Below are 24,099 nucleotides of genomic sequence, written 5' to 3'. Positions count from 1 at the left end.
TCGCGCCCAACCTGCTCCTGCTCCCGGTGTACTCCCACACGGGGACCCTCGGCCTGGGCGGCGGAGCGGACACGGCGACGGGCGGGGCGCGCCGCCCCCGAACGGGTACCGCGCGCCCGGCCCGCCAACGGCACCCGCACGGCCGTACGGTCACAGCCTGCCGCCCGCGCGTCTCGGAGCCGTTTCCGTGAGGTTTCCCGCGTGTCAACGCATGGTCCGCCGCTCCGCCGCGAAGTGACAGGCGGAGTCGTGGGCCGCCGGGCCGCCCGCGTGGCGGAACTCCTCGGGGACCGCCAGCAGCGGAACCTCCAGCGCGCAGCGCTCGCGGGCCTTGAAGCAGCGGGTGCGGAAGCGGCAGCCGGAGGGGATGGCGGCCGGGGACGGCACGTCGCCGGTGAGGATGATCCGCTCGCGCTGCTCGCGGGCCTCCGGGTCCGGCACCGGGACGGCCGACAGCAGCGCCTGCGTGTAGGGGTGCGTCGGGTGGTCGTAGATCTGCTCGTCCGTGCCGGTCTCCACGATGCGGCCCAGGTACATGACGCCGACCCGGTCGGAGATGTGCCGCACGATGGACAAGTCGTGCGCGATGAAGACGTAGGAGAGGTCGAACTCGGCCTGGAGCCGCTCCATCAGGTTGATCACCTGGGCCTGCACGGACACGTCCAGCGCGGAGACCGGCTCGTCCGCGACGATGATCTCCGGGCGCAGCGCGAGGCCGCGGGCGATGCCGATGCGCTGGCGCTGACCGCCGGAGAACTGGTGCGGGTAGCGGTTGACGTACTCCGGGTTCAGGCCCACCACGTCCAGCAGCTCCTGGACCCTCCTGCGCCTCTCGCCCTTCGGGGCCGCCTCGGGGTGGATCTCGTACGGTTCACCGATGATGTCGCCCACCGTCATCCGCGGGTTGAGCGAGGTGTACGGGTCCTGGAACACCATCTGGATGTTGCGGCGCACCGCCTTCAGCGCGCGCCCGGACAGCTTGGTGACGTCCTCGCCGCGGTAGCGGATCTGTCCGGCCGTGGGCCGCTCCAGCCGGCACAGCAGCTTGGCCACCGTGGACTTGCCGCAGCCCGACTCGCCGACGATGCCCAGTGTCTCGCCCCGGCCGAGGACGAAGTCGACGCCGTCGACGGCCCTGACGGCGCCGATCTGCTTCCTGAAGAGGATGCCCCGGGTGAGCGGGTAGTGCTTGACCAGCCCGGCGACCTCCAGCAACGGCTCAGCCATCCAGGCACTCCCTCCAGAAGTGGCAGGCGGACCCGCGCTGTTCGTCCACCTCGTACAGCGGCGGTACGTCCGTGCGGCACACGTCCCGGGCCATCGGGCAGCGCGGGTGGAAGGCGCAGCCGGAGGGGATGCGCGTGAGGCTGGGCGGCAGGCCCTTGATGGCGTACAGCTCGCGGCCCTTGTGGTCCAGGCGCGGGATGGAGTCGAGCAGGCCGCGCGTGTAGGGGTGCGCGGGCGCCTTGTAGAGGGCGTGGACGGGGGCGGTCTCCACGATCCGGCCCGCGTACATCACCGCGATGTCGTCGGCGACGTCGGCGACCACGCCCAGGTCGTGGGTGATGAGGATGAGGCCCATGTCGAACTCGCGCTGCAACTTTGCGAGCAGGTCCATCACCTGGGCCTGGACCGTCACGTCGAGGGCGGTGGTCGGCTCGTCCGCGATGATCAGGTCCGGCTCCAGGGCCACTGCCATGGCGATCATGATGCGCTGGCGCATACCGCCGGAGAACTGGTGCGGGTAGTCGCGCACGCGCTGGGCGGCGGCCGGGATGCGCACCCGGTCCATCAGCTCGACCGCCTTGGCCCGCGCGTCCTTGCGGGACATGCCCCGGTGCACGGTGAACATCTCGCCGAGCTGGTCGCCCACGGTGAGCACCGGGTTGAGGGCGGACAGCGCGTCCTGGAAGATCATCGCGATCCCGGCGCCCCTGACCTTGCGTCGCTCCTCCTCCGACAGCTTCAGCAGGTCACGGCCCTGGAAGAGGATCTCGCCCGCGGTGATGCGGCCGGGCGGCATGTCGAGGATGCCCATGACCGCCTGCGCGGTCACGGACTTTCCGGACCCGGACTCGCCGAGCACGGCGAGGGTCTCGCCCGCGTCCACCTGGTAGGTGACGCCGTTGACGGCGTGGGCGACACCGTCGCGGGTGCGGAACTCCACGTGCAGGTCGCGGACTTCGAGCAGCATCGCGCCGTCACCTCAGCTTCGGGTCGAGGGCGTCGCGGACCGCGTCGCCGAGCATGATGAAGGCCAGAACGGTGACGGCCAGCGCGCCGGCGGGCCACAGCAGCGCGTGCGGGGCGTTGCGGACGTAGGGCGAGGCGGCGGAGATCTCGATGCCCCAGGACACGCTCGGCGGTTTCAGCCCGACGCCGAGGTAGGAAAGGGTCGCCTCCAGGGCGATGTACGTGCCGAGCGCGATGGTGGCGACCACGATCACGGGGGCGACGGCGTTGGGCGCGATGTGGCGCAGCAGGATGCGGGTGTCGGAGGCGCCGAGGGCGCGGGCGGCCTGCACGTAGTCGTGCTGTTTGGCGGTGATGACGGAGCCGCGGGCGATGCGGTAGATCTGCGGCCAGCCGAGCAGCACGATGAACCCGACGACGGGCCAGACGGTGTTGCTGGTGACGACGGACAGCAGGACCAGGCCGCCGAGGACGACCGGGATGGCGAAGAAGATGTCGGTGACCCGGGACAGGACCGCGTCCCACGCCCCGCCGAAGTAGCCGCCGAGGGCGCCGAGCACGGAGCCGAGGACCGCAACGCCGAGGGTGGCGCAGACGCCGACGGTGACGGAGGCGCGGGCGCCGTGCACGGTGCGCGTGTACACGTCGCAGCCCTGGCCGTCGAAGCCGAAGGGGTGGCCGGGCGAAGGGCCGTCCTGGGCGCGGGCCAGGTCGCAGGACAGGGGGTTGCCGGGGGCGATGAGCGAGGGCCACACGGCGATGAGGACCAGGAAGCAGATCACCAGCGCGGAGAGCAGGAAGACGGGGTTGCGGCGCAGGTCGCGCCAGGCGTCGGACCACAGCGAGCGGGGCCGCTCCGCCGGGCCCGCGCCGCCCGCTCCCCCGTCCGGCCCCGGTGCCAGGCTGCTCGCCTCGCTCGCCGCGAGGTCCATCCCGCCGCCCATGCCGGTCCCCGCGACGGCGCCCTCGGGCTCGTACGGCTGCGACTGCGGCGGCTGCTCAGGCATAGCGGATCCTCGGGTCGAGTACGGCGTACAGGAGGTCCACGAGCAGGTTGGCGGCCAGGAAGACCAGCACGAGGACGGTGACGAAGCCGACGACGGTCTGGGTGTTCTGGCGCAGGATGCCCTGGTAGAGCTGGTAGCCCACGCCGTGGATGTTGAAGATGCGCTCGGTGACGATGGCGCCGCCCATCAGCGCCCCGATGTCGGTGCCGATGAAGGTGACCACGGGGATGAGCGAGTTGCGCAGCAGGTGCCGTACGACGACGCGGCGGCGGGGCAGGCCCTTGGCGACGGCGGTGCGGACGTAGTCGGCGCGCCGGTTCTCGGCGATGGAGGTGCGGGTCAGCCGGGTGACGTAGGCGAGGGAGACGGAGGCGAGGACCAGGCCGGGCACGATCAGCTCGTCGAAGGAGGCCTCGGGCGGCACGGACGGCCGCATCCAGCCCCACTTGACGCCGAGCAGCAGTTGCAGGAGCAGGCCGGTGACGAAGGTGGGGACGGAGATGACGACCAGGGTGAGCAGCAGGACCGAGGTGTCCACGGGCCGGCCGCGCCGCAGTCCGGTCACCACGCCCAGGGTGATGCCGATGACGATCTCGAAGACGATGGCGACGACGGTGAGCCGGATGGTCACCGGGAAGGCGGCGCCCATCAGTTCGGTGACGGGCTGGCCGTTGAAGGCGGTGCCGAAGTCGCCGGTGAAGACGTTGCCCATGTAGGTCGCGTACTGCTGCCACAGCGGCTTGTCGAGGCCGAACTCCCGCTTGAGCTGGGCGGCCGTCGCGGTGTCGCAGGCGCGTTCGCCGCACAGGCCGGCGACGGGGTCGCCCATCACGTTGACCATGAGGAAGATGAGCAGGGTGGCCCCGATGAAGACGGGGACCATCTGGAGCAGGCGTCTGACGACGTAGCGTCCCATGGCGGTTCAGCCGACCTTGATCTCGTTGTAGACGGGCACGCTGAACGGGTTGAGGGCCACGTGGTGCAGCCGGTCGGAGTAGCCGGCGCTGCCGTTCTGGTACCAGAGCGGGATGGCGGCCATGTTGTCGCGGACGACGCCCTCGGCCTGCTGGAACAGCCGGATCGCCGCTGCCTTGCCGGTCTCGGCGTTGGCCCGGTCGACGAGGTGGTCGAACTGCTTGTTCGACCACTTGCCGTCGTTGGAGGAGGCGTCGGTGTAGTAGAGCGGCTGGAGGAAGTTCTGGATGAGCGGGTAGTCCATCTGCCAGCCGGCCCGGAAGGGGCCCGGCATGCGGTGCCGGGAGATCTGGTTGCGGAAGTCGGCGAAGGTGCCGACCGGGTTGCCCACGCACGCGCGGTCGTTGCCGAGCACGTTGTTGATGGAGTTGCACACGGCGTCCACCCACTCCTTGTGCGAGCCCGTGTCCGCGTTGTACGTGATCCGCACCTGGCCGCCGGGCAGCCCGCCGCCCTCCTTGACCAGCTTCCTGGCCTCGGCGGGGTCGTACGCGCAGGCCCTGCCGCACAGTCCGGCCTGGAAGCCGCCGTCCGTGCCGAGCACCGGTGAGGTCCAGTCGGTGGCGGGGGTGCGGGTGCCGCGGAAGAGGGTCTTGGTGATCTGCGCCCGGTCGATGGCCATGGACAGGCCGGTGCGGACCTTGCGGGCGCCGTCGGTGTTCCAGGCCTTGTCGTAGAACGGGAAGGCGAGGGTCTGGATGATGCCGGCCGGGGTGTTGATGTAGCGGCCGTTCAGGTCGGAGGTGACGTTCTTGAGCTGGCTGGCGGGGATGTCGTCGACCAGGTCGAGGTTGCCGGCCAGGACGTCGGTGTACGCGGTGTTGTTGTCGGTGTAGACGAGGAGGGTCACGCCCTCGTTGAGCGCCTTGTCCGGACCGGGGTAGCGGTCCCACTTCTTCAGGTACATCTGCGCGCCCTTGGTGTAGGACTCGATGGTGTACGGGCCGTTGCCGACGGGCCGGTCGAGCCAGGCCCTGTGGTCGGTGAAGAAGGTGCGGGGCAGCGGGGCGAAGGCGGCGTAGCCGAGGGTGTCGGGGAAGGTGGAGAACTTCTGGCCGAGCCGGACGGTGAAGGTCCGCGGTCCGGTGACCTTCAGGCCGCTCAGCGTGTCGGCGCTCTGCGTGCCGCTCTCCGGGTGGACCTTGTCGTAGCCGTCGATGTAGCCGAAGAAGTACGCGTTCTTCTGGTTGTTCCTGAGGCTGGCGCCGTAGTTCCAGGCGTCGACGAAGGACTTCGCGGTGACGGGTTCGCCGCTGCTGAACGTCCAGCCGGGCTTGACGGTGATCGTGTAGTTCTGCGAGTCGGCGGTCTCGATCCGCTCGGCGAGCATGTTCTCGGCCTTGCCGGTCCTCGGGTCGTACCGCTTCAGTCCGCGGAAGACCATGTCGAGCACCTTGCCGCCCTGCACCTCGTTGGTGTTGGCGGGCTCCAGCGGGTTCTGCGGGTCGCCCCAGGAGGAGCTGAGCACTCCGGCCCCGGCGCCCGTCGTGCTGCCGCACCCCGCGGCCAGCGGCAGCACGGCCGCCGCCAGCGCCGCGCCGGCCCACCGCACGCGGGTGCCTGCACGCATGGGCGCCTCCTCGGGTACGGGACACGGCGCGGTCCGGCCGACGGCTTGATCCTCATATCACCACATAAGCCGCATATATCCCGTACGCCTCACCGGGGGGCGGCCCCGCTCCAGCCGGATGCACGCCCGCCGATGCCCGCGAACGCCGATGCCCGGCACCCTGGAGGGGGTGTCGGGCATCGGCGGTGGTGCCGTCGAGGGGACTACGCCGCGTGGACGATGTCCTTCTCCTCGGCGAAGTGGCAGGCCGACTCGTGGGCCGCCTGGGAGTCCTCGCCCTTGAAACGCTCGGGGATCGCCAGCAGCGGAACCTCCTCGGCGCACTTGTCCTGGGCCTTCCAGCAGCGGGTGCGGAAGCGGCAGCCCGAGGGCGGGTTGGCCGGGGACGGCACATCGCCGGTGAGGATGATCCGCTCGCGGTTCTCGCGGGCGTCCGGGTCCGGCACCGGAACGGCCGACAGCAGCGCCTGCGTGTAGGGGTGCGTCGGGTGGTCGTAGATCTGCTCGTCCGTGCCGATCTCGGCCATCTTGCCGAGGTACATCACGCCCACGCGGTCCGAGATGTGCCGGACGATCGACAGGTCGTGCGCGATGAAGATGTACGACAGGTTGAACTCGTCCTGCAGCCGCTCCATCAGGTTGATCACCTGCGCCTGCACCGACACGTCCAGCGCCGAGACCGGCTCGTCGCAGATGATGACCTCGGGGTTGAGCGCGAGGCCGCGGGCGATGCCGATGCGCTGGCGCTGACCGCCGGAGAACTGGTGCGGGTAGCGGTTGATGTACTCCGGGTTCAGACCGACGACGTCCAGCAGCTCCTGCACCTTGCGGCGCCGGTCGCCCTTCGGGGCCACCTCGGGGTGGATGTCGAAGGGCTCGCCGATGATGTCACCGACCGTCATCCTCGGGTTGAGCGAGGTGTACGGGTCCTGGAACACCATCTGGATGTTGCGGCGGACCGCCTTCAGCGCGCGCCCGGACAGCTTGGTGATGTCCTGGCCCTTGTAGAAGATCTGGCCCGCGGTCGCCCGCTCCAGGTTCATCAGGAGCTTGGCCACCGTGGACTTGCCGCAGCCGGACTCGCCCACGATGCCCAGCGTCTCGCCCTGGTACAGGTCGAAGGAGATGCCGTCGACGGCCTTGACCGCGCCGACCTGCCTCTTGAACAGGACGCCCTGGGTGAGCGGGAAGTGCTTCACCAGGTCGCGCACCTGGAGGATCGGCTCGCCGCGCTGGACGGGCGCCTCGATGGCGCCGACCGCCTCCTCCTCGGTGCCCGCCTCCACGACGTCCACCTCGGAGACGTTCGGCGTGGCGTCCTGCCGCTCGTCGTTCTTGCTGAGCTCAGCCATGGATCGTCTCCTTCCAGAAGTGGCACGCCGAGGCGCGGCCCGGCAGCTCGCCGCCGTCGCGCTCGGTGACCTGCAGCAGCTCCGGGATCTCCGTACGGCAGATGTCCTGGGCCTTGGGGCAGCGCGGGTTGAAGGCGCAACCGGTGGGTACGCGCAGCAGGTTGGGCGGCAGACCCTTGATCGCGTACAGCTCCTGGCCCTTCTGGTCCAGGCGCGGGATCGAGTCCAGCAGACCCCGCGTGTACGGGTGCGCCGGGCGCTTGTACAGCTCGTGCACGGGCGCCTGCTCCACGATGCGGCCCGCGTACATCACCGCGATCTTGTCCGCGACGTCGGCGACGACACCGAGGTCGTGGGTGATCAGGATCAGACCCATGTTGTACTCGCGCTGCAACTCCGCGAGCAGGTCCATCACCTGGGCCTGGACCGTCACGTCGAGCGCCGTGGTCGGCTCGTCCGCGATGATCAGGTCCGGCTCCAGGGCCAGCGCCATGGCGATCATGATGCGCTGGCGCATACCGCCCGAGAACTGGTGCGGGTAGTCGCTGACGCGGGCCGCGGCGGCCGGGATCTTCACCCGGTCCATCAGCTCGATCGCCTTGGCCTTGGCGTCCTTCTTGGACAGGCCCTGGTGGACGCGGAACATCTCGCCGAGCTGGTAGCCGACGGTCAGCACCGGGTTCAGCGACGACAGCGCGTCCTGGAAGATCATCGCGATCCGGCGACCGCGGATCTTGCGGCGCTCCTCGGCGGACATGGTCAGCATGTCCTGCCCGCGGAAGCGGATCTCCCCCTGGGGGATCTTCGCCGGCGGCATGTCCAGGATGCCCATGATCGCCTGCGCCGTCACGGACTTGCCGGAGCCGGACTCGCCGAGCACGGCGAGGGTCTCGCCGGCGCTCACGCTGTAGTTGACGCCGTTGACGGCCCGCACGACACCCTCACGGGTGTGGAACTCCACGTGCAGGTCGCGCACGTCGAGCAGCGGCCCGCCGTCCGTCCCGCCGTCGCGGGGCGACGGCACCGGGGTGACTTCTTCGATGGTGGTCACGTACGCCTCCCTCAGCGCGTCTTCGGGTCGAGGGCGTTGCGGACGGCCTCACCGAGCATGATGAACGCCAGCACCGTGATGCTGAGCAGGATCGACGGGTACAGCATGATCCACTGGGCCACGCGGATCGAGTTGCCGCCGTCGGAGATGTCGTTGCCCCACGAGGCGCCGTTCAGGCCGAGGCCGAGGAACGACAACGTGGCCTCGGCGCCGATGTAGACACCGAGCGAGATGGTGGCGACGACGATCACCGGCGCCACCGCGTTGGGCAGCACGTGGCGGAACAGGATGCGGTTGGTGCCGGCGCCGAGCGCCTTGGCGGCCTGCACGTAGTCCGTGGACTTGACGGTGATGACCGCACCGCGCATGACACGGGCCGTCTGCGTCCAGCCGAGGAAGGCCAGCGCCAGGATGACGACCGGGATGGTGCGGTCGGTGAAGGCGTTCAGCAGCACCAGCGCGCCGAGCAGGAACGGGATGCCCATGAACATGTCGGTCACCCGGGACAGCACCGCGTCGATCCAGCCGCCGAAGTAGCCGGCGACCATACCGATCAGGCCACCGAGCAGAGTGACCGCGAGGGTGGTGCCGCCACCGACCAGCAGCGAGGCGCGCGCGCCGTAGATGGCGCGCGTGTACACGCTGCGGCCCTGGGCGTCGTAGCCCAGCCAGTCGACCTTGAAGACGTGGCTGTAGTGCGGGTGCGCCAGGTAGTGCCCGGCCAGGTCCTTGTTGTTCGGGTCTCCGCCCGTGAACAGGCTGGGCCAGGCTGCCATCAGCAGCAGCAGCAGGATGAGGACCGCCGAGACGATGAACACCCAGTTGGTGCGCAGGTCCTGCCAGGCGTCACCCCACAGGCTGCGGGTCTTCTCCGCCTTGGGCTGCGGCAGTTCGGCACCCGCGGCTGCGGTCGCGGCGGCGCTGGGGGCTTCGTCAGCGGAAGTGGTCAGCTCAGGCATAACGGATCCTCGGGTCCAGAACCGCGTACAGCAGGTCGACGATCAGGCTGCAGAAGAGGTACACGAGGACCAGGATGGTGACCAGCCCGACCAGGGTGGTGCCCTCTCGGCGCACGATCGAGTCGTAGATCGTGCCGCCGACGCCGTGGATGTTGAAGATGCCCTCCGTGACGATCGCACCGCCCATCAGCGCACCGAGGTCGGTGCCGAGGAAGGTGACGACCGGGATGAGCGAGTTGCGCATCAGGTGCACACCGATCACCCGGCGCTTGGGCAGGCCCTTGGCGATGGCCGTACGCATGTAGTCGGCGCGCAGGTTCTCGGCGACCGAGGTCCGGCTGAGCCGGGCGACGTAGGCGAGCGACGCGCTGGCCAGCACGATGGCGGGCAGGATGAACTGGTTGAGGTCGGTGCTGTCGGTGACCGACGGCTCCAGCCAGCCCAGGTTGATCGCGAACACCGTCTGCAGGATGTAGCCGAGCACGAAGACCGGCACCGAGATCAGCAGCAGTGTCACGAAGAGGATGACGGTGTCGGCGGCCTTGCCCGCGCGCATGCCGGCGACGACGCCGAGCACGATGCCGACGACGGCCTCGATGGCGAAGGCGAGACCGGCGAGCCGCAGCGTCACCGGGAATGCCTCGCCGAGGATGTCGGTGACCGGGCGGCCGCTGGCGATCTGGTCGCCGAAGTCGAAGTGCAGGACGATGCCCCGCATGTAGTCCCAGTACTGGACCAGGACCGGCTTGTCGAGGCCGTACTGGTGCCGCAGTGAGTTGATCACCTGCGGTGTGGTGGCCTTGTCCCCGAAGAGCCCGCGCACGGGGTCGCCGGGCAGAGCGTAGACCATCAGGAAGATCAGCAGGGTTGTCCCGATGAAGACCGGGATCATCTGGAGCAGTCGTCGTGCGACATAGCGCCCCATGGTGCCTCCATGTCAGTCACAGCGGCAGGCCCTTTTCGCCCCATACGAGCGGCTTCCCGAAGAATTCCGTACGTACGCGGCGAAAAGGGCCCCCCGGCCGTTCGTCGGCCGCTGCCGCGCCGCACCCCCTGAAGGGTGCGGCCCGGCACACGCTGTCGTCGTCAGCGGTTACTTCTTGACCTGAACGCCGGTCAGGATCGGGTCACCACTCTGGTTGTACTTGACGTCGGTGACCTTCTCCGAGTAGCCCGCGTTGACCTTGTAGTACCAGAGCGGGATGCTCGGCATGTAGTTCGGCAGCTGCTTCTCGACCTGCTGGTAGAGCTTCTCCGACTCGTCCAGCGTCTTGGCCGCGTCGGCCTTGGCGATGAGGTCGTCGATCTCCTTGCTCTTGAACCCACCCTGGTTGCCGTCGGCCTTGGAGCCGAACAGGTCGCGGATGAAGTTCGAGATGAAGGGGTAGTCGAGCACCCAGCCGGAGCGGTAGAGCGACTTGACCTGCTTGTTGTCACGCGCGTTGGTGTCGGCCTGGAAGTCGGCCTTCGAGTCGCCCGTGCACGCCACGCCGGTGGCCTTGGTGATGGAGCCGCAGACGGCCTCCACCCACTCCTTGTGACCGCCGTCCGCGTTGTACTGGATGGAGATCTTGTTGCCCGGGACGCCGCCGCCGTCCTTGATGAGCTGCTTGGCCTTGGCCGGGTCGTACTTGGTGATGTCACCGACGGCGTTCGGCTGGTAGCCCAGGACGCCCTTGGCGACCCAGCCGGTGGCCGGCTCACGGGTGCCCTGCAGGACGGTCTTGGTGATGGTGTCGCGGTCGATCGCCATCGACAGGCCCTGGAGGACCTTCACGTTGACGTTCTTCCACTGCGGCGCGTAGAAGGCCACGGCGATGGTCTGGATGGCCGAGTACGACTCGTCCACGGCGCGGTCGCCGAGGTCCTGCTTGTAGACCGGCAGGTCACGCGGGGCGACCTGGCGCATCACGTCGAGGTTGCCGGACTTCAGGTCCTGGTACGCGGTCTCCAGCTTGGCGTAGTTCTTGAAGACCACACCGCCGTTCTTCGCGACGTTCGGGCCCTTGTAGTCGTCGTACTTGGCGACCTCGATCGACTGCTTGTGCTTCCAGCTGACGAACTTGTACGGGCCGTTGCCGATCGGGTGCTCGCCCGCGGCGGTCGGGTCCTTGTAGAAGGACTCCGGCAGCGGGTCGAAGACCTCGTAGCCGAGCTTGTAGACGAAGTACGGGATCGTCTTCGACAGCGTGATGGTGAAGGTGTTGTCGTCGACGACCTTCAGGCCGGACATCTTGTCGGCCTTCGGCTTGCCGCTGGCCGGGGCGACGTCGTCGTAGCCCTGGATGTCGGCGAACCAGGCGCTGTTGGTCTGCTTGTTGGCCGGGTTCGCGGCCCAGTTCCACGCCTTGACGTAGGACGTGGAGGTGACCGGGGTGCCGTCGTGGAACTTCCAGCCCGGCTTCAGCTTGACCGTGAAGGTCTTGTTGTCCTTGGTGTCGACCGACTGGGCGTTGACCATGACGATCTTGCCGCTGGAGTCGTAGTCGACGAGCCCGGAGAAGAGCGACTTGATGACGATGCTGCCGTTGGACTCCATGGTGTTCGCCGGCTGCAGCGGGTGCTGCGGCTCGCCCACCTCGACGGAGAACTTTCCGTTGGGGTCGGCCGCGGCCTTGCTGTCGCCCTTGCCACCGCCGCCACCGCAGGCCGTCGCACCCAGCGCCACAACCGCGGCTATCGCAACCCACTTGGCGCTCTTGGCACCACGCATGGGGCTCCTCCTCATGAGTCCATTGGTTCACCGCATGGAGGGGCACTTGACGCATCACCGTTACCGGTGCCTGAAATGCTCAGGTGCCCCCTGGCTCGTGAGTCGGCGCCGCCAGCAGCGCGTGACCCGTTGATCCGAGCTCTACGCGCCTAACTATCTGCCATCCGAACCGTACCGAACCACACCTTCCAGGTCTCGGTTCGATCACACCTGCCGCGTACATCTTCCAAAATCCGGACAAAGGGTTTGGTGAAAGATCCCTGCGAAACGGACTTGTTACACAACTATCGGGCGCGACTGTCCGAATAGCGGACAGTGTGGCCGGTAAAACCCGTTGCGCAGGGCGGCGGAGCGAGCATGCCTGGAGGCCGGTTCGAGTCCGGTGGGCGGAACAGACCGGCACGAGGACCCGACAAGCCGTAGATTCCGGTCACTCTAACAATGGCGCGAACCCGCGCAGGAGAAAGCGGACGGGCCGGGGCCCGGATGTAGGGAAAACCCTGTACGCACCTGACACCGCGGGGCCCCGCGAAAACGCGCGGGCCCACCCGGCGTACTGCCGGGCGGACCCTGGTGCGACGTGCGCGCTGCGGCCCTCACGGGCCGGCGGCGGTGGTTCAGCCGTGCTTGGCCCGGCTGGCCGCGCGGGCACGCTCGCGGGCGTCCAGGTTCACCTTGCGGATGCGGACCGCCTCCGGGGTCACCTCGACGCACTCGTCGTCGCGGCAGAACTCCAGGGACTGCTCCAGGGAGAGCTTGCGCGGCGGGACGATCGACTCGGTCACGTCGGCCGTCGAGGACCGCATGTTGGTGAGCTTCTTCTCCTTGGTGATGTTGACGTCCATGTCGTCGGCGCGGGAGTTCTCGCCGACGATCATGCCCTCGTACACCTCGGTGCCCGGCTCCACGAAGAGGACGCCGCGCTCCTGGAGGTTGGTCATCGCGAAGGCGGTGACGGCACCGGAGCGGTCGGCCACCAGCGAGCCGTTGTTACGGGTCGTCAGCGTGCCGAACCAGGGCTCGAAGCCCTCGTGGATCGAGTGGCCGATGCCGGTGCCGCGGGTCTGGGTCAGGAACTCGGTGCGGAAGCCGATCAGACCGCGCGAGGGCACGACGAACTCCATGCGGACCCAGCCCGAGCCGTGGTTGGACATGTTGTCCATCCGGCCCTTGCGCACGCCCATGAGCTGCGTGACCGCGCCCATGTGCTCCTCGGGCACGTCGACCGTCATGCGCTCGACCGGCTCGTAGGTCTTGCCGTCGACGTCCTTGGTGACGACCTGCGGCTTGCCCACGGTCAGCTCGTAGCCCTCGCGGCGCATGGTCTCCACCAGGATGGCCAGCGCCAGCTCGCCACGGCCCTGGACCTCCCAGGCGTCGGGACGGTCGGTCTCCAGGACGCGGAGCGAGACGTTGCCGATCAGCTCGCGGTCGAGGCGGTCCTTGACCTGGCGGGCGGTGACCTTGCGGTCCTTGACGGCCGCCTTCGCGTCGGCGCCCTTGCCGGTGCCGCCGCGGCCGACCAGCGGGGAGGTGTTGGTGCCGATGGTCATCGAGATCGCGGGCTCGTCGACCGTGATCAGCGGCAGCGGGACCGGGTTCTCCGGGTCCGCCAGGGTCTCGCCGATCATGATGTCCGGGATGCCGGCGACGGCGCAGATGTCACCGGGGCCCGCCTTCTCGGCGGGCTTGCGGGTGAGCGCCTCGGTCATCATCAGTTCGGAGATCCGCACGTTCTGCACGGAGCCGTCGCGCTTGATCCACGCGACCGTCTGGCCCTTGCGCAGCTCGCCCTGCTCCACGCGCAGCAGCGCGATACGGCCGAGGAAGTTGTCCGCGTCCAGGTTGGTGACGTGGGCCTGCAGCGGCAGTTCCTCGTCGTAGGTGGGGGCCGGGATGTGCTCCAGGATCGTGGAGAAGAACGGCTCCAGGCTGTCGGAGTCGGCCGGGACCGTGCCGTTGTCCGGCTTGGTCAGGGACGCGATGCCGTCACGGCCGCAGGCGTAGACGATCGGGAACTCGATCTGCTCCTCGTCGGCGTCCAGGTCGAGGAAGAGGTCGTACGTCTCGTTGACGACCTCGTCGATCCGGGAGTCCGGGCGGTCCGTCTTGTTGATGCACAGGATGACGGGCAGGCGCTGCTGGAGCGCCTTGCGCAGCACGAACCGGGTCTGCGGCAGCGGGCCCTCGGAGGCGTCGACGAGCAGCACGACGCCGTCGACCATCGACAGGCCGCGCTCGACCTCACCGCCGAAGTCGGCGTGGCCGGGGGTGTCGATGATGTTGATCGTGATGGGGTCCCCGCCGTCCTTGGGGTGATACTTCACCGCCGTGTTCTTGGCGAGGATCGTGATGCCCTTCTCACGCTCCAGGTCGTTCGAGTCCATCATGCGGTCGTCGACGGAGTCGAGCTGGTGGGCGGCGAAGGCACCGGCCTGCTTCAGCATGCCGTCGACGATGGTCGTCTTGCCGTGGTCGACGTGAGCGACGATGGCTACGTTTCGAATGTCGTGGCGCGTGGCCATAGTGAGGCGTACTCCCGGAGTGTGCGGACGGCTGCGCGTACGTCCTCGGTACGCGCGCCCTGCCGGGCTGAACGCGCCACGGCCTCACCCCATGGTACGGGTGCGCCGCCGCGGGGGCCTGCGGGGCCGTTCGGCCCCGGATTCCGCCCGCGGCCGGTCCCGCTACGACGAGGCTTCCGCCGACGGCTTCGCGCCCTTCTTCAGGAAGCCCATGTCCTCGTAGAGCGGGGTCTGGAAGCCGAAGGCGCCCACGTTGGCCAGGGTGCCGCGGACGGCGACGAGCTGGGGCCGCTGGTAGAGCGGGATGGACCCGGCGCTCGCCCAGATCCGGGCGTCGGCCTTGCGGACCAGGCCGCGCTCCTCGTCCTGGTCCAGGGTGGCCAGGGCCTCGTCGAAGAGCTGGTCGACCTGGTCGGTGCCGACGCGGGTGTAGTTCTGCTGGACGTTCAGGGAGCCGTCGGCGGCCGGGACGGGCTTGGCGTAGACCGGGCGGGCGTCGGTGGCCGGGTAGGGGGAGGACGGCCAGGAGTACAGGGCGAGGTCGTACTGGCCGGCGGCGATGTGGTCGCGGAAGTAGCTCTCGTCCGGGACCTTGGTGATGTCGGTCGCGATGCCGACCTTCTCCAGCATGGCGGTGATCCGGTCGGCGACCTTGCGCAGCGTCTGTGAGCCGGAGCCGGAGGGCAGGACGAACCGGAGGGTGAGCGGCTTGCCGTCCTTGGCCAGCGGCCCGGCCACGGTACCGGCCGGGGCGGCGGTCCCCCGGGGGGCGTACGCGCCCGGCGCACCGCCCTGCGTCAGCTGTTCGCGCGCGTACTGCCTGCCGTCCTGGGCGAGCTGGCGCGGGCCGCTGCCGTCCCCGGCGGGATCCTTGGCGCTCTCCTTGCCGCTCTCGTCGTCACCGGAGGTGCGGTGACCGCTTCGCGCGTGGCCCTTGCCGTCGCCGTTGGCCTCGATGTTGTCGTTGACGCCGACGATGTACGTGCCCTCGCCCGAGGCGGCCGGCGACCCGCTCGTGCTCCGGTGCCCCTCGGCGCCGGCCGCCTTGTCGCCCTTCTTCTGTTCCTTGCCCTGGCCGGGCACCCAGCCGGCGTCGGCGAGCAGTGCCTTGGCCTGGGCGGTGTCCTGGCCGCCGAGCGCGTCGCTGCTGTCGGCGTAGCCCTCCTGGCCGGGCAGGGCGAGGTGGCTGCCGACGGGGGCCGTGGGCAGGCCGAGCGGCTTGAGGACGATCTCGGCGAGTGCCTTGCGGTCCAGGGCGTGCGCCACCGCGTGCCGGACGCGTTCGTCGGCGAGGGGGCCGCCGGCGCCGTTCAGGGCGAGCTGGGTGAAGGCGGGCTCCAGCGACTTGCGCACCTGGACGCCGCGCAGCGCCTCCTGCTGCTCCAGGTAGGTGGTGAGCGTGCCGCGCCCCTTCTTCAGGGCGCGGCGTTCGCGGTCGGCGGCCTTCTCGTCGGAGCCGTGCACGAGCGCCCAGGAGCGCAGTGCCTTGGCGGCGGTGCGCCCGCCGGCCGGGCCCTGGAAGGGGGAGCTGCCCTGGGCGCCGCCGGCGAGGGTGATGCGGTCGGCGTCGGCGGGGTCGACGTCGGCCACGTCCACGGTGCCGTCGGCGAGCGCGGCGGCCCGCTTGCCGGGCGCCACCTCGTGCAGCACGATCTGGTTCAGCTTGGCCGGGTGGCCCCACCAGCGCGGGCTGCGCGCGAGGACGACGTCCTTCTTCTTGGTGTCGATCTTCTGCACGGTGAACGGGCCGGCGCTGACCTTGAGCTTCTTGCGCGCCCCGTCGTTGAAGTCGTTCGCGGTGCCGGTGACGTCCTTGGGGTAGAGCGGGGAGAAGAGCGAGCGCCAGTCCGCGTAGGGGCGGGCGAAGGTGACGCGGACCTCCAGGTTGCCGGCGCCGCGCTCGACCTTCTCGATGCGGTCGTAGCCGGCGTTGCGCGCGGTCCAGTAGGCGGAGTCCTTGCCGGACAGGGCGTGCCACTGGGCGGCGAAGTCGGCGGCGCCGATCTCGCGGCCGTCGCTCCAGACGGCCTGCTGGTCGAGCCGGTAGACGACGACCTGCTTGGGCTCGGTCTCGACCACGCGGGCGGAGTCGAGGTAGTCGGCGTCGCGCTGGGGGCGGCCGTTCGCGTCGAGGCGGAACATGGCGGGCAGGACGGCCTGGGCGATCCGGGTGGTGCCGGCGTCGGCGTCCGCCTGGTAGGTGTTGAGCGTCTCCGGCATCGCGTCCACGGCCCAGCGCAGGGTGCCTCCGTCGGCGACCTGGGCGCGGGCGGCGGGCGCGATGTCCTGTCCGGCCAGGGGCTTGCTGCCTTCGTCGTCTGAGCCGCAGCCGGCCAGCAGGGGCACCGCGAGGGCGCCCGCGGTCAGGAAGGCGACCGAGCGCATGACCGCGCGGGGTCCGACACCGTCGTACGACATCTGTGCTACCTCCGGGGAGCCGCTCCCGCCGGGGGGCGATGGGGAGTCATGTACTGCTTGTTCACATTTGGCGGTATTTTGGAGCTGATCAGATCTATGGCCCACTGAAGAGGAAAGGGTTCGTCTGCCGGAGGCGACACGGCGGCGGGAGCCCGGAAGGTCACCCGTGCGGAGCAATGCGCCCCCGGCGCACACAGAGCGCGTGCGGGAGCGTGCGCCAGGGAGGCGCGATCCGCCGATCGCTGCACATCCCTTCCCACCGACAGGTGTGACGCGCGACACTCGCAGGCGCATGAACGTCGCCGTCCAGGGCCGCACGGCCCGTGGAAGTGAGGTCACGTCATGTCCGTGCCCGACGACCTGACGTCCGTACAGCACACCCTCGACGAACTGCTGCGCTCGGTGGCCCGGCTGGAACACCAGCTCGGCGGCGCACTGGAGATACGCCGCGTGCGCACCGACGCCGACCACCTGCGCGAGAGCGTCGCCCTGCTGCGCGAGGCCACGCAGAGTCCGGCCGCGCCCCAGCGCCCCGCCCTCGTCACCATCTCCGACACGCCCTACGACATCTCCCTGTGGACGGACTCGGACGACGAGGGACTCGGCGCCCGCGACCGCCACGCCCCCTGACCCGACCGGAGTCCTCACGTGGCCACTGGTACGGAACCCCCCGGCACGGCCCCCCTCCCCGCGCGCGGCGGCGTCCGCTCCCCGGGCCGTGCCGCGATCGCCGCCGGACACCTGCGCACCGACCGCTGGTGGCTGGCACCGGCGGTCACCGCCGCCGGGCTGCTCGCCTTCGTCGTCTACTCGACGTGGCGCGCCTTCGCGAACGCGGACTACTACGCCGCCCCGTACGTCTCGCCGTTCTACTCGCCGTGCCTGGCGCAGAACTGCCGGACGATGCACATGGGACCCAACGCCGACGTCTTCGGCAGCTGGTGGGCGGTCTCCCCGGCGATCATCATCCTGATCTTCCCGCTGGGCTTCCGCCTGACCTGCTACTACTACCGCAAGGCGTACTACCGCAGCTTCTGGGCCTCTCCGCCGGCCTGCGCGGTCGCCGAGCCGCACGGCCGCTACTCGGGCGAGACCCGCTTCCCGCTGGTCCTGCAGAACATCCACCGGTACTTCTTCTACGCCGCACTGCTCGTCGCGGGCGTGCTGACCTACGACACGGTGCTGTCCTTCCGCGACCCGCACCACCACTGGGGTCACATGGGCCTGGGCACCCTGGTCTTCCTGGCCAACATCGGGCTGATCTGGGCGTACACCCTCTCCTGCCACTCCTGCCGGCACATCGTCGGCGGCAAGCTCAGACACTTCTCGAAGCATCCGGTGCGCTACCGGATGTGGCAGTTCGTGGGACGGCTGAACGCCCGGCACATGCAACTGGCCTGGGCCTCCCTGGTGAGCGTGGCGCTCGCCGACTTCTACGTGTACCTGGTGGCGTCCGGCGTCTTCGACGATCCGCGCTTCTTCTAGCGGGACGCGGCTTCCCGTGGGCCGCGTCCGTCCTGGTGGGCTCTAGTGAGTGGGGAACTGGCTGATGTCCGTGGTCGACCGGCAGGAGTGGGACGTCGTCGTGGTCGGCGCCGGGGGCGCCGGGCTGCGCGCCGCCGTCGAGGCGCGCGAGCGCGGGGCGCGCACGGCGGTGATCTGCAAGTCGCTGTTCGGCAAGGCGCACACCGTGATGGCCGAGGGCGGCATCGCGGCGGCCATGGGCAACGCCAACCCGCACGACAGCTGGCAGGTCCACTTCCGCGACACGCTGCGCGGCGGGAAGTTCCTCAACCAGTGGCGGATGGCCGAGCTGCACGCCCGGGAGGCGCCCGAGCGGGTGTGGGAGCTGGAGACCTGGGGCGCGCTGTTCGACCGTACGAAGGACGGCCGTATCTCGCAGCGCAACTTCGGCGGCCACGAGTACCCGCGCCTCGCCCACGTCGGCGACCGCACCGGACTCGAACTGATCCGCACCCTCCAGCAGAAGATCGTCTCGCTCCAGCAGGAGGACCACCGGGAGACCGGGGACTACGAGTCCAGGCTGAAGGTCTTCCAGGAGTGCACGGTGACCCGGATCCTCAAGGACGGCGACCGGGTCTGCGGGGTCTTCGCCTACGACCGCGAGACCGGCCGCTTCTTCGTGCTCCAGGCCCCCGCCGTCGTCCTCGCCACCGGCGGCATCGGCAAGTCGTTCAAGGTCACCTCGAACTCGTGGGAGTACACCGGCGACGGGCACGCGCTGGCGCTGCTCGCCGGAGCGCCCCTGCTGAACATGGAGTTCGTGCAGTTCCACCCCACCGGAATGGTCTGGCCGCCGTCGGTGAAGGGCATCCTCGTGACCGAGTCGGTGCGCGGCGACGGCGGGGTGCTGCGCAACGCCGAGGGCAGGCGGTTCATGTTCGACTACGTCCCCGACGTCTTCAAGGACAGCTACGCCGAGGACGAGGCCGAGGCCGACCGCTGGTACGAGGACCCGGACAACAACCGGCGCCCGCCGGACCTGCTCCCCCGCGACGAGGTCGCCCGCGCCATCAACGCCGAGGTCAAGGCGGGCCGGGGCTCCCCGCACGGCGGCGTCTACCTGGACGTCTCCACGCGCATGCCCGCCGACGTCATCCGGCGCCGGCTGCCGTCGATGTACCACCAGTTCAAGGAACTGGCCGACGTGGACATCACGGCGGAGTCGATGGAGGTGGGGCCGACCTGCCACTACGTGATGGGAGGCATCGCCGTCGAATCCGACACGGCTGCGGCGCGCGGCGTGCCGGGCCTGTACGCGGCCGGGGAGGTGGCCGGCGGCATGCACGGCTCCAACCGGCTCGGCGGCAACTCCCTCTCCGACCTGCTGGTCTTCGGCCGCCGGGCGGGCTGGCACGCGGCCGAGTACGCGCAGGGCCTGGCGTACGCCCGGCCACCCGTGGACGACAGCCAGGTCGACGCGGCGGCGGCGGAGGCGCTGCGGCCGTTCTCCGCGCAGGCGCAGCGGCCGCCCGCGACGGAGAGCGGCCCGGCGGGGCAGGCCTCGCAGGAGGGGCAGGCCGGGCCGGAGGGGCAGGCCGGCCCACCGGAGAAGCAGGACGGGCCGCCGGAGAACCCGTACACCCTCCACCAGGAACTCCAGCAGACCATGAACGACCTGGTCGGCATCATCCGCCGCCAGGGCGAGATGGAGCAGGCCCTGGCCAAGCTCGCCGAGCTGCGGGTCCGGGCCCACCGGGCCGGGGTCGAGGGGCACCGGCAGTTCAATCCGGGCTGGCACCTCGCCCTCGACCTGCGGAACATGCTGCTGGTGAGCGAGTGCGTGGCCCGGGCCGCCCTGATCCGTACCGAGTCACGCGGCGGACACACCCGCGAGGACCATCCGCAGATGGACCGCGCCTGGCGCCGGATCAACCTGCTGTGCCGGCTCGCCGACCCGACGGGAGACCTCGCGGCCACGGACCCGGCCCGCGACCGGATCGTCCTCACCCGCGAGACCACCGACCCCGTCCGCCCCGACCTGCTCGCCCTCTTCCCCGAGGAGGAGCTGGGCAAGTACCTCGCCGAGGAGGAGCGATACGAATGAGCGGCTACCAGGCCCGCTTCAAGGTGTGGCGGGGCGACGCGGAGGGCGGCGGCCTGAAGGACTTCCAGGTCGAGGTCAACGACGGTGAGGTGGTCCTCGACATCATCCACCGCATCCAGGCCACCCAGGCACCCGACCTCGCCGTGCGCTGGAACTGCAAGGCGGGCAAGTGCGGTTCCTGCTCGGCGGAGATCAACGGGCGCCCGCGCCTGATGTGCATGACCCGCATGTCGGTCTTCACCCCCGAGGAGACCGTCACCGTCACTCCGCTGCGCGCCTTCCCCGTCGTGCGGGACCTGGTCACGGACGTCGGCTTCAACTACGCCAAGGCGCGCGAGATCCCCTCGTTCGTACCGCCGGCCGGCCTGCGTGCCGGCGAGTACCGGATGACGCAGGAGGACGTGGACCGCCCGCAGGAGTTCCGCAAGTGCATCGAGTGCTTCCTGTGCCAGGACGTGTGCCACGTCGTCCGTGACCACGAGGACAACAAGCCCGCGTACGCCGGGCCGCGCTTCCTGATGCGGATCGCCGAGCTGGACATGCACCCCCTGGACGCGGCGGCCGAGACGGGCGTGGACCGCGCGCGCACGGCCCAGGACGACCACGGCCTCGGCTACTGCAACATCACCAAGTGCTGCACGGAGGTGTGCCCGGAGAACATCCGCATCACCGACAACGCCCTGATCCCCCTGAAGGAGCGCGCGGTGGACCGCAAGTACGACCCGCTGGTGTGGCTGGGCTCGAAGATCAGGCGGCGCTCCCCGTGAGGACCCCGGCTCACACCCGGCCGTCCCCGCTCACGCCCAGCCGTCCCCGGTCGCACCCAGCCGTCCCCGGTCACGCCCAGCCGTCCCGGTACGCGCTCCAGTCCGCCTCGGTCGCGGCGAAGTCGACGTACAGCGCGACGCCGAAGCGCACCCGGTCCGCGTCCGTGCGGGACAGGCCCAGGCGGACGCCCCGGACGGCGGCGGGCACGGTCTCGGCGTGCGCCCAGTGGCCGAACCGGTTCTCGTGGTAGAAGGGCAGGCCCATCAGCAGGTCGGTGGTGGGCGGGGTGACCTCGAGGGCGAGTGAGGTCTGCTGGGCGACGTAGCCGCCGTACAGGCTCTGCGAGGGCTGCATGGTGTCGTACGACATCACGGCGATCTGGTCGACCCGGCGCGCGACCTCGCCGAAGTACGCCTGCGACCACCACTTGGGGTGGTTGGTGAGGGTGCCCCAGAGGGAGTGGAAGGCGGGGAGCGGGTCGATCTGGTGTGCGGCCACGGACAGGGCGGCGCCGTGCGCGCGGGTGACGGCGCGCAGATCGTCGAGGAGGCCGAGGTAGTTCCGGTCGCCCGAGTGCAGCGGCTCCAGGTCGAAGTGGGCCCCCTCGAAGCCCGCCGCCAGGACCGCGCGGGTGGACGCGACCACGGCCGCGCGCGTCCCCGCCCGCTCCAGCCGCAGCCCGTCGGGGCTCTCGGTGGCCAGCACGTCCCCCAGCCAGGCCTGCACCCGCACCCCGGGCAGTTCCCGGTGCACGGCCGCCACCAGCCATCCGGCGTTGCTGTACGCCGACGCCGGCAGCGTGCCGTCGTGCTCCAGCGGTCCCGCGTGCACGTACAGGTCCCGGATCCCGGTCCCGCGCAGCCGCACGGCGAGCGCCGCGACATCGCCGTCCTTCTTCCGGCCGTCCACCCAGGCGTGCCCGAGCCAGATCGCGTCCTGGCCCCGGGTCCGGGTGCCGTCGACCGGGTCACCGGTGTAGTTCACCCGCAGGGCGGTCTCGGCGGCGAGGAGGGGGAGGAGGAGCAGGAGGAGGAGGGCGGGGACGAGGCGGCGGGGGCGGAGGAAGCGGCGGGCGTGGAGGAAGCGGCGGGCGCGGCGCACGGCCTCTTCGCTGCCCTCAGCGGCCTCCCCGGCCGCCCCGCCCTCCTCGTCGCCTCTGCCCTCGGCACTTCCGTCCCCGTCGCGCCTGCCCTCGGCACTTGCGTCCCCGTCGCGCCTGTCCTCTTCACTTCCTCTGTTCCGCATGCTGCTGTCCCGACCCCTCACCTGTCGTGGCGTGGCAACCGCCCCACCGGTGCCGCAGTCCCGGTCGCGAGCCCGCTCAGCCGGTCATACGCTCCGAGACGTGACGTCGTCCCTGCCCCGCGCGGTCCGGCCGCGCCGCGCCGCCCCGCACTGGTGCGTGCGGGCGGCGCGGGCCGCGCTGGGCGGCACGGCGGGGATCGCCTGGCTGGCGCTTCCGGTGATGACGATCAACAGCGGCACGGCGGTTGCAGCCGGGGTGCTCCCCCGCGCGGGCCCGGCCGCCGCAGGCACCGCCGCACCCCAGCAGGACGAGACGTCGGGCGCCGACCTCGTCCTGCCGCTCGTGGCGGTGGGCGCGGCGGTGGTGGGTGCGGGGTACGGCTACGTACGGCGCACCCGGCGGGCGAGGACCCGGACGACGCCGGGCGGTGGCGGGCTCGACGACACAGGCGAAGTGGGCCGACTGGACGAACGGGCGCGGCAGGCGCTGACCCTGGTCGACGACTGCGTGCGCACCAGCCGGGAGGAACTGGGGTTCGTCGAGGCGCGCACAGGCGGCGGCGCGGCCGTGGCTCCGTACGCCGGAACCGTACGGCAGGCCGGGACCGAGCTGGCGACGGCCTTCGGGCAGCACCTGCGCTACGACGGAGGCGTTCCGGCGGGCCCTGCTGCCCGGCGGCAGGTGCTGGCCGACGTGATCGGCCGCTGCGAGGATGCGGGCCGGCTGCTGGACGCGGCGGCGGACGGTTTCGACGACGTGCGCGGCCTGGACCGGGGTGTCGGCGGGGCGGTGGAGGTGGCGGAGTCCCGTTTCCGCGCGCTGGCGGCCCGGACGCCGGCGACGGAGGCGGTCCTGCTGGGCCTCGTACGGCGCTTCGCCCCCTCGGCGTCGGACCAGGTGGCGGGTTACGCGGAACGGGCCAAGGACCGCCTGATGTTCGCCACGGTCCACCTCAACCAGGCACGCCAGCAGGCCGATCGGGGCGAGAACGGCCGCGCGGTGACTCATCTGCGTGCCGCCGAGGGCGCGGTCGCGCAGGCGGAGGTATTCCTCGACGGCATCGAACGCCTCGCCGCGGAACTGGACGAGGCCGCGTCGATGGTGCCGGCCGCGCTGAGCGGGGCGGAGGCGGAGCGAGCGGGAGCGCAGGCCCGTCTCACGGCCGTGCCGCCCGGTGAGATCCGTGCCCGCGTCCTGCACGCGGACGCCGTCCTGGCCTCCGTACGCCAGGAGTTGGCGTCGGGGCGTCCGCATGACCCGTTGGGCGTTCTGCGCCGGGTCGTCGCGGCGGCAGCTCCCCTGGGCGCGGGGCATACGGGAGTGCTGTCGGCCGCCATCCTGCTCACGGCCCGCAGCGCCACCACGGCGGCGGCCGACTTCGTCACGACGCACCGCGGTGCGGTGGGCGCCGGGGCCCGCGCCCTGCTGACCGAGGCGGAACGCCTCCTCGCCTCCAACGCCCCGGCCGACCACCTGCGCGCCGACGCCCTCGCCCGCGAGGCCCAAACCCACGCCGAACAGGACGTCCGCACGCACGGAAACCCGTACGCGGAAGCGGACCTCCACAACCCCGGCACGGCCGGTGCCGTCCTGGGCGGAATCCTCCTCTCCCCCTCCCCCTCCCCCACCGCTCCGGCTCCGGCTCCGGCTCCGGCTCCGAGCTTCGGCGGCCCCGGCACGCGGGCTCGCCGGGTCACATCTTGCTCCTGACACCCCGTAACCCCGTTTGTATGATGATGAGATCTTGACGCGAG

18 protein-coding genes are annotated in these 24,099 nt (G+C 70.5%); 5 read left to right on the top strand and 13 right to left on the bottom strand.

Annotated features, from left to right (window positions below):
- Positions 1-204 precede the first annotated feature (204 nt).
- The 12 genes from ACFC02_RS15560 to ACFC02_RS15505 form a co-directional block, all read right to left on the bottom strand.
- Positions 205-1,227 carry an ABC transporter ATP-binding protein gene (locus tag ACFC02_RS15560; protein ID WP_376356758.1) on the bottom strand — a complete coding sequence of 341 codons (1,023 nt, stop codon included), beginning with the start codon at positions 1,225-1,227 and terminating at the stop codon, positions 205-207.
- Complete coding sequence (locus ACFC02_RS15555; RefSeq protein ID WP_376356756.1) at positions 1,220-2,194, bottom strand: ABC transporter ATP-binding protein; 975 nt, start codon at positions 2,192-2,194, stop codon at positions 1,220-1,222. The genes ACFC02_RS15560 and ACFC02_RS15555 overlap by 8 nt, the downstream gene beginning before the upstream one ends.
- Before the next feature lie 7 nt (positions 2,195-2,201).
- On the bottom strand, positions 2,202-3,200 hold the full coding sequence (locus ACFC02_RS15550; RefSeq protein WP_376356754.1) for an ABC transporter permease: 999 nt from the start codon (positions 3,198-3,200) through the stop codon (positions 2,202-2,204).
- Positions 3,193-4,116: an ABC transporter permease gene (locus tag ACFC02_RS15545; protein WP_376356752.1), complete on the bottom strand. Its 924-nt coding sequence runs from the start codon at positions 4,114-4,116 to the stop codon at positions 3,193-3,195. The genes ACFC02_RS15550 and ACFC02_RS15545 overlap by 8 nt, the downstream gene beginning before the upstream one ends.
- A 6-nt stretch (positions 4,117-4,122) precedes the next feature.
- Positions 4,123-5,745, bottom strand: coding sequence for an ABC transporter substrate-binding protein (locus ACFC02_RS15540; RefSeq protein WP_376356750.1), 1,623 nt, complete (start codon positions 5,743-5,745; stop codon positions 4,123-4,125).
- Between the two features lie 203 nt (positions 5,746-5,948).
- Positions 5,949-7,097 (bottom strand): ABC transporter ATP-binding protein, encoded by a 1,149-nt coding sequence (locus tag ACFC02_RS15535; protein WP_376356748.1) that lies wholly within the window; start codon positions 7,095-7,097, stop codon positions 5,949-5,951.
- On the bottom strand, positions 7,090-8,148 hold the full coding sequence (locus ACFC02_RS15530; RefSeq protein ID WP_376356746.1) for an ABC transporter ATP-binding protein: 1,059 nt from the start codon (positions 8,146-8,148) through the stop codon (positions 7,090-7,092). The genes ACFC02_RS15535 and ACFC02_RS15530 overlap by 8 nt, the downstream gene beginning before the upstream one ends.
- 11 nt (positions 8,149-8,159) lie before the next feature.
- Positions 8,160-9,107, bottom strand: a complete 948-nt coding sequence (locus ACFC02_RS15525; protein ID WP_376356744.1) for an ABC transporter permease — start codon at positions 9,105-9,107, stop codon at positions 8,160-8,162.
- Complete coding sequence (locus tag ACFC02_RS15520; RefSeq protein ID WP_360978990.1) at positions 9,100-10,032, bottom strand: ABC transporter permease; 933 nt, start codon at positions 10,030-10,032, stop codon at positions 9,100-9,102. The genes ACFC02_RS15525 and ACFC02_RS15520 overlap by 8 nt, the downstream gene beginning before the upstream one ends.
- A gap of 168 nt (positions 10,033-10,200) precedes the next feature.
- Positions 10,201-11,820: an ABC transporter substrate-binding protein gene (locus ACFC02_RS15515; RefSeq protein WP_376356741.1), complete on the bottom strand. Its 1,620-nt coding sequence runs from the start codon at positions 11,818-11,820 to the stop codon at positions 10,201-10,203.
- A 617-nt stretch (positions 11,821-12,437) separates the two neighbouring features.
- Positions 12,438-14,345 carry a translational GTPase TypA gene (gene typA, locus ACFC02_RS15510; RefSeq protein WP_376356739.1) on the bottom strand — a complete coding sequence of 636 codons (1,908 nt, stop codon included), beginning with the start codon at positions 14,343-14,345 and terminating at the stop codon, positions 12,438-12,440.
- Between the two features lie 162 nt (positions 14,346-14,507).
- Positions 14,508-16,763 (bottom strand): ABC transporter family substrate-binding protein, encoded by a 2,256-nt coding sequence (locus ACFC02_RS15505; protein ID WP_376356737.1) that lies wholly within the window; start codon positions 16,761-16,763, stop codon positions 14,508-14,510.
- 342 nt (positions 16,764-17,105) lie between these two features.
- Between ACFC02_RS15505 and ACFC02_RS15500 the strand changes: the two genes are divergently transcribed.
- From ACFC02_RS15500 to ACFC02_RS15485, 4 genes are all read left to right on the top strand, one after another.
- Positions 17,106-17,393, top strand: coding sequence for a hypothetical protein (locus tag ACFC02_RS15500; protein ID WP_376356735.1), 288 nt, complete (start codon positions 17,106-17,108; stop codon positions 17,391-17,393).
- An 18-nt stretch (positions 17,394-17,411) separates the two neighbouring features.
- Positions 17,412-18,248 carry a hypothetical protein gene (locus ACFC02_RS15495; RefSeq protein ID WP_376356733.1) on the top strand — a complete coding sequence of 279 codons (837 nt, stop codon included), beginning with the start codon at positions 17,412-17,414 and terminating at the stop codon, positions 18,246-18,248.
- A 64-nt stretch (positions 18,249-18,312) separates the two neighbouring features.
- The gene (locus tag ACFC02_RS15490; RefSeq protein ID WP_376356731.1) at positions 18,313-20,331 is read left to right on the top strand and encodes a fumarate reductase/succinate dehydrogenase flavoprotein subunit; all 2,019 of its coding nucleotides are present in this window, start codon (positions 18,313-18,315) and stop codon (positions 20,329-20,331) included.
- Positions 20,328-21,098 (top strand): succinate dehydrogenase/fumarate reductase iron-sulfur subunit, encoded by a 771-nt coding sequence (locus ACFC02_RS15485; RefSeq protein WP_376356729.1) that lies wholly within the window; start codon positions 20,328-20,330, stop codon positions 21,096-21,098. The genes ACFC02_RS15490 and ACFC02_RS15485 overlap by 4 nt, the downstream gene beginning before the upstream one ends.
- Before the next feature lie 70 nt (positions 21,099-21,168).
- Here the strand turns inward: ACFC02_RS15485 and ACFC02_RS15480 are convergent, their stop codons facing one another.
- A complete protein-coding gene (locus tag ACFC02_RS15480; RefSeq protein ID WP_376356727.1) occupies positions 21,169-22,344 on the bottom strand; it encodes a hypothetical protein in 1,176 nt (391 codons plus the stop codon).
- A gap of 100 nt (positions 22,345-22,444) precedes the next feature.
- On the opposite strand from ACFC02_RS15480, the gene ACFC02_RS15475 reads away from it, so the two are divergent.
- Positions 22,445-24,055: a hypothetical protein gene (locus ACFC02_RS15475; protein ID WP_376356725.1), complete on the top strand. Its 1,611-nt coding sequence runs from the start codon at positions 22,445-22,447 to the stop codon at positions 24,053-24,055.
- The last annotated feature ends 44 nt before the right edge of the window (positions 24,056-24,099 follow it).

Source organism: Streptomyces sp. NPDC056160 (assembly GCF_042268205.1).
Lineage (GTDB): Bacteria > Actinomycetota > Actinomycetes > Streptomycetales > Streptomycetaceae > Streptomyces.
This window is presented reverse-complemented; position numbering and strand designations above follow the sequence as displayed.